Genomic DNA, 5,979 nt, shown 5'->3' on the forward strand with positions numbered 1-5,979 from the left:
AGATCGGCACGCAGACGTCGGTCGCCACCACGCCGGCGCCGGGGCGCAGCGCCTTGACCGACCAATAGGCGTCGTGCCGCGCCTGCCACAGCCTGGTGCGGTCCTCCGGCTTGGTGGTCCAGGTGAAATCGCCGCCGCCGCATTCCCTGGCGATCTCGGCGAAATTCTTCGACTGCTCGGCGACCTCGACCTCGCTGCCGTGGAATTCCAAGAGCAGCAGCGGCGTCTCCGGCAAGCTCAGCTTGGAATAGGCATTGCAGGCGCGCACCTGCTCGGCGTTGAGCAGTTCGATGCGGGCCAGCGGAATGCCGGTCTGGATCGCGAGAATGGTCGCCTGGCAGGCGCCGCGTACGGTCTCGAACGAGCAGGCCGCGGCCGCGATCGTATCGGGGATGCCGCGCAGCTTGATGGTGAGTTCGGTGATGATGCCGAGCGTACCCTCGGCGCCGACGAAGAGATGCGTCAGGTCGTAGCCGGCCGAGGATTTCTTGGCCCGCGTGCCCGTGGTGATGATCTCGCCGTCGCCGCGCACCACTTTCAGCGCCAGCACGTTCTCGCGCATGGTGCCGTAGCGCACCGCATTGGTGCCGGAGGCCCGGGTCGAGGTCATGCCACCGAGCGAGGCGTCGGCGCCGGGGTCGATCGGGAAGAACAGCCCCTGGTCGCGCAGGTGCTCGTTCAGCGCCTTGCGGGTGACGCCGGGCTGGATCACGCAGTCGAGGTCCTCGGCATGGACTTCGAGAATCCGGTTCATGTCGCGCATATCGATGCAGACACCGCCGGCCGGCGCGTTGACCTGGCCCTCCAGCGAGGTGCCGGTGCCGAAGGCGATCACGGGCACGCCGTGTTTGGCGCAGATCCGCACCACGTCCTGGATGTCGGCGGTTTCCTGCGCCATCACCACCGCATCCGGCGGCTGGGTGGGCAACCAGGTGGTGGTATGGGCATGCTGTTCGCGCACCGCCTGCGAGGTGATCAGCCGGTTGCCGAACCGCGCCGCCAGCGCCTCCACCGCGCTTGCCAAAGCCTGCGGATCCGGCCGCTTCACACTGCCTGATATCGTCGTCGCCACGTCAAATTCCTCCCGAATTTGAGCGGACCGTGGCAAAGGATATAAGGGGGGTCAAGAGCGCGATAACAACAAGGGATGGATGATGACGACCGCTGCCGCCACCGGCGACCGCCTGACCGATATGCCGCTGCCGCCTGCCCCGTTTGTATCGTCGGTGATGCAGATCGAGCCGCAATGGATCGACTATAACGGCCATCTCAACATGGCCTATTACAACGTCATGATGGACCGCGCGATCGACGAGATGTGGCTGCAGCTCGGCATCGGGCCGGCCTACATGAAGGAGCGCCACTGCTCGACCTTCACCGCCGAAGCCCACGTGCGCTATGTGCGCGAGATTCATCTCGGCGATCCCGTGCAGGTGACGGTCTACCTGCTCGAAAACGACGAGAAGCGGCTGCATACGTTCGAGGAACTGCGCCACGCCGGCGAAGGCTGGCTCTCCGCCACCTCGGAGAACATGACGCTGCACATGGACATGAGCGCACGCAAGGTCGCGCCCTTCCCGCCTGACATCCGCGCGCGCATCCAGCAGGTGGTGGCTTCACACACCGCGGTCCTGCGGCCCGACGGCATCGGCCGCACCGTGGCAATGCCGAGGAAATAGCTGATCAGGCCGGCAGGCCGGCCTCCTGCAGCGCGCCGACCACGAGATCGCACTGGCTTGGCGGCAGCGGCGGCATGCCGCGCTGAACCTCCGATACCGTGAGATCGGGATAATGCCGCCGTAGCGCATCCAGACTGCGACGCGCCTGCGCCCCCTGCCCGGCGAGCACATGGGCCGGGCACAGCGTCCGGTGCACCCAGCTTGCCGACGGATGCTCGGCGAGCGCGCGCTCCTGCCAACGCGCGCCTTCGGCGTACTGGCCGGCGGTGAACAGCGCGCAGCCGATTCCGACCATGCTGTTGAACGCCAGCGGATCATGGGGCGCGAGATCCAGCGCGATCCTGAAGCGCTCGATGGCGGATTGCGGATCGCCCTTGTAGACGTCGATCCATCCGCTGCGGCTCCATGCCCAGGCCGATCCGCCGTCGATCGCCAGCGCCTTGCGCGTGACCAGATCGGCCGTATCGAATTCGTTGAGCAGCGATAGCGCGTTGCCGAGGATGGCGAGCACGGTGGCGTCGCCGCACTGCGCCCGCGCCCGGCGGGCCAGTTCGAGGCTGCGCGCGCGCTCGTCCTGCGGGGCATGGGTGAAGTGATAGACCACGCGCTGGACGTGCGCCCACGCCGCCAGCGCGATGGCCAATGGCTGGTTCGGGTCCTCTTCTATCGCACGCTGCAGCAATTCCAGCGAACGGGCATTGCCGCACGCATCGAGCGACAGCACGCCCGGCATCGCGCGCAGCGCCAGATCCTGTGCACCGAGACTGGCCAGCGGCGTGCGCAACGCGCGGTCGATCTCCGCCCGCCGCAGGCAGGGCTGCAGCGCCGCGGCGATCCTGGTCGCGAGGTGCTCCGTCGTCGCGATATCGTCGCGCAGGATGCTGTCGGCGCGATGCGCCCACAATTGTCCGCCGGTTTCGGTATCGATCAGGCGGATGCTCAGGTGCGTCCGGGCTCCCGCTCCCCGGATCGCCCCGCCCAGATGATAGCGCGCCGCCATCGACCTGGCGGCGACCGAGATTCCGGCGCGGGTGAGTGCGGTCACGAGATCGTCGGCAATATCAGCCGCAAGCGGCAGATTTTCAGCGGCAGCCTCGATCGGCCCGAACGCGATTGTCGGCCGCTCTCGCGCCGGCGCAAGCACCGAAGGCACCGCGCGGAGCGCATCGGTGAGAACCGCCTGCCGCTTCAAGGTTTGCGATGGCGTCTCGCCGTAGCGACGGCGGTAGGCGATCGAGAACCGCCCGAAATGGGGAAAGCCACAGCGCAGCGCGACGTCCATGATCTTGAGGCCCGGATTGCCCTGCAAGAGTTCGCGGCGGGCGCATTCGAGCCCGATTTCGCGCTGCGCAACCAGCGGGGTCTTGCCGACGAATGCGAGGAACTGGCGCTGCAAGGTTCGACCGGACACGCCGGCCACGGCGGCGAGTTCGGCCAGGCGCCAATTGTGGCCGACATTGGCACGCATCGCGTCCACCGCCCGCCTGACACCGCGCGGCAGCGGCGACGTCGCCGCCGAAATCTCCTGACTGGCAATCATCCGCAACTCCGAGACCCCCTGGTGATGAGTCCTGGGAACCGCCGAAAGGTTCACGATCGGGATAGCCGTGTCGCAAACCGGATAGGCGCTCTTCAGGCTCGGGGGTTAAGCCGGCATCACGCTGAAATCGGCAAATTCACCTTGCTTCAATGGAGAAGTGACATGGCTACCACCGCAGCGGCCCAGACCCCGCAACCCGGTCACGTCGATCTATCCGCCCTGAAAACCCGCCAGCACGGCGCCTGGTCGTCCGGCGACTATGCCGTCGTCGGCACCACGCTGCAGATCGTCGGCGAGGAATTGTGCGAGGCGATGGATCTCAGGGCCGGCCACAAGGTGCTCGACGTCGCCGCCGGCAACGGCAACGCCACGCTGGCCGCGGCGCGCCGCTGGTGCGATGTGGTTTCGACCGACTATGTGCCGAGCCTGCTCGAGCGCGGTCGCGCCCGTGCCACGGCCGAAGGCCTCTCGATCCAGTTCAAGGAAGCGGATGCGGAAGCGCTCGACTTTGCCGACGCGAGCTTCGATGCCGTGGTCTCGACCTTCGGCGTGATGTTCACGCCGGACCAGGATCGCGCGGCCTCCGAACTGCTGCGGGTCACCAGGAGCGGCGGCAAGATCGGCCTCGCCAACTGGACGCCGGATGGTTTCATCGGACAGTTGTTCAAGACGCTCGGCAAATACCTGCCGCCGCCCACTGGTGCAAAATCGCCGGCGCTGTGGGGTACGCAGGCACGCATCACCGAGATGTTCGGAACGTCGGCGGCCTCGATCAAGGCCGAGAAGCGTCACTTCACGTTCCGCTACCGCTCCCCGCTGCACTTTCTCGACGTGTTCAGGAGCTACTACGGCCCGACGCTGAAAGCCTTTGCCGCGCTTGATGAAACCAACCAGCGCCGGCTTGCCGAGGACATCCTGAAGCTGATCGGGTCGATGAACCGCGCCGAGGACGGCACCATGGTGCTGCCGAGCGAGTATCTGGAAATCGTCGTCGTCAAACGCTGACACAAATCCATCCGAGGGATGGCGGCCATGCGTGGCCATCGTCCCTCGGGCGTACCGATAAAGGAGCTTGCAAGATGATCTACCAGACGCCCGGGCTCATCGATTACCACGAGGCCGGCAATGGACCGACCGTCGTGCTGGTGCCGGGCTCCTGCAGCACCGGCGCGGCCTGGCGGCCGGTCATGGCGCATTTGCAGGGCTTCCGCTGCGTGACCACCAGCCTGCTCGGATATGGCGGCACCGCGGAGCGCCGCACCCCCGACGAAACCGACATCTGCTATGAGCGTGAAATCATCGAGACCGTGATCCGTCGTACCGGCGGCCCGGTGCATCTCGTCGGTCACTCCTTCGGCGGCCTGGTGGCGCTTGCGGTCGCGCTGCGCGGACGCGTGCCGCTGCTCAGCCTGACGATTGCCGAAGCGCCTGCCGTGGACATTCTGAGAGAGGTCGGCGAGCAGCAGCACTATGGGACATTCCGGCAGATGTCGCGCGCCTATTCCGCCGCCTTCGGGCGCGGCGAAGCCGATGCGATCGCGCAGATGATCGACTTCTACGGCGGCGCCGGCACGTTCGCCGCATGGCCTCAGCGCGTCCGCGACTACGCCATCGAAACGACATCTGCCAATTTGCTGGATTGGGAATCGGCCTACAATTTTCGCCTCACGCCCGCGTCACTGGCCAGCGTGAAAATTCCGACGCTTGTGATATGGGGCGAAACCAGCCATCCGGCGGCGTGTCGGGCAAACGAGTTGTTGAGCCGGTTTATGCCGCGTGCCGATCACGTCACGATTGCCGGCGCGTCGCATTTCATGATCGCGACCCACCCGAAGCCATTTTCGGATTTGATCATCCGCCATGTCGAGCGGTCCGGCCTGGCGTTGGCCGCCGCGCCATAGTGTGCGCGGCGCCAAGCTAAGGCTTTGGTGTAACCCGCTAGACGTTGCTGCGTCCGCGGACCAGTCCGACCACCGCCGAGATCAGGAACAGGATGACGGCGATGAAGAAGATCGCCTTGGCGATTTCGACGGAAGCGCCGGCGATGCCGCCGAAGCCCAGAACACCCGCGATCAACGCGACGATCAGAAACGTAACGACCCAGCTCAGCATGATACGACCTCGATTTTTGGTTGCTCTCTCGATGGCGGCACTACCGTCGTCGCGCATCGACTGCGAAATCAATACCGGTCGGTAATGTTGGTTCCCGCCGTAGGAAACGCGAAATTTGACGTTCTTGCGGGAACAAAATCGCTTTTGGCCTGCGAAAGCCGGCTGGGAAATCCATCGGGATAAACCTGTCAAAACGGCCTGATCGACCCTATATCGCCCTCAATCCCTGCTATGAAGGCTCCCCTTTCCCGTCTCACGGTGCCATCGTGGGGCCGAGACGATTCGAGAAATGACCGAGCCGAGCAAACTGCCCCATCACAGCGTCCCCGAGCATCAGCCCGCGGCTGGCGGCATCGCCGCGCGGGCGCGCGCGGCGGCCGGCCCGCAATATCTCAACGGGCTCAATCCGGAGCAGCGCGAGGCGGTCGAGACGCTGGATGGGCCAGTATTGGTGCTGGCCGGCGCCGGCACCGGCAAGACGCGCGTGCTGACCACGCGCATCGCCCACATCCTGAGCCAGGGCCGCGCACGCCCGCATGAAATCCTGTCCGTGACCTTCACCAACAAGGCCGCGCGCGAGATGAAGCTGCGGCTTGGCCAGATGCTGGGCCAGGCGGTGGAGGGCATGCCGTGGCTCGGCACCTTCCA

Annotated in this window: 7 protein-coding genes; 4 read left to right on the plus strand and 3 right to left on the minus strand. The window is 65.8% G+C overall.

The annotated features are described in order from the left end of the window. The coding region (locus V7E26_RS28790; protein ID WP_324422780.1) for an FAD-binding oxidoreductase at positions 1 to 1,072 on the minus strand (1,072 nt) is incomplete at its 3' end. Between the two features lie 79 nt (positions 1,073 to 1,151). Here V7E26_RS28790 and V7E26_RS28795 point away from each other — a divergent pair. Continuing rightward, a complete protein-coding gene (locus V7E26_RS28795; protein WP_442893497.1) occupies positions 1,152 to 1,679 on the plus strand; it encodes a thioesterase family protein in 528 nt (175 codons plus the stop codon). A 4-nt stretch (positions 1,680 to 1,683) separates the two neighbouring features. On the opposite strand, the gene V7E26_RS28800 is transcribed toward V7E26_RS28795, so the two are convergent. Further along, entirely contained in the window at positions 1,684 to 3,219 is a 1,536-nt protein-coding gene (locus V7E26_RS28800) for a helix-turn-helix domain-containing protein (RefSeq protein WP_324422781.1), read from the minus strand. A 162-nt stretch (positions 3,220 to 3,381) separates the two neighbouring features. Here V7E26_RS28800 and V7E26_RS28805 point away from each other — a divergent pair, with 162 nt between their 5' ends. Both V7E26_RS28805 and V7E26_RS28810 read left to right on the plus strand, forming a co-directional pair. After that, on the plus strand, positions 3,382 to 4,224 hold the full coding sequence (locus V7E26_RS28805; protein ID WP_324422782.1) for a class I SAM-dependent methyltransferase: 843 nt from the start codon (positions 3,382 to 3,384) through the stop codon (positions 4,222 to 4,224). Positions 4,225 to 4,298: 74 nt separating this feature from the next. Further along, positions 4,299 to 5,120 carry an alpha/beta fold hydrolase gene (locus tag V7E26_RS28810; protein WP_324422783.1) on the plus strand — a complete coding sequence of 274 codons (822 nt, stop codon included), beginning with the start codon at positions 4,299 to 4,301 and terminating at the stop codon, positions 5,118 to 5,120. Positions 5,121 to 5,157: 37 nt separating this feature from the next. Here V7E26_RS28810 and V7E26_RS28815 read toward each other — a convergent pair whose 3' ends face one another. Beyond that, the gene (locus V7E26_RS28815) at positions 5,158 to 5,331 is read right to left on the minus strand and encodes a DUF1328 domain-containing protein (RefSeq protein WP_317256101.1); all 174 of its coding nucleotides are present in this window, start codon (positions 5,329 to 5,331) and stop codon (positions 5,158 to 5,160) included. Between the two features lie 289 nt (positions 5,332 to 5,620). On the opposite strand from V7E26_RS28815, the gene V7E26_RS28820 reads away from it, so the two are divergent. After that, on the plus strand, positions 5,621 to 5,979 hold a 359-nt coding region (locus V7E26_RS28820), incomplete at its 3' end, for a UvrD-helicase domain-containing protein (protein WP_324422784.1).

This window comes from Bradyrhizobium sp., from assembly GCF_036735945.1.
GTDB lineage: Bacteria > Pseudomonadota > Alphaproteobacteria > Rhizobiales > Xanthobacteraceae > Bradyrhizobium.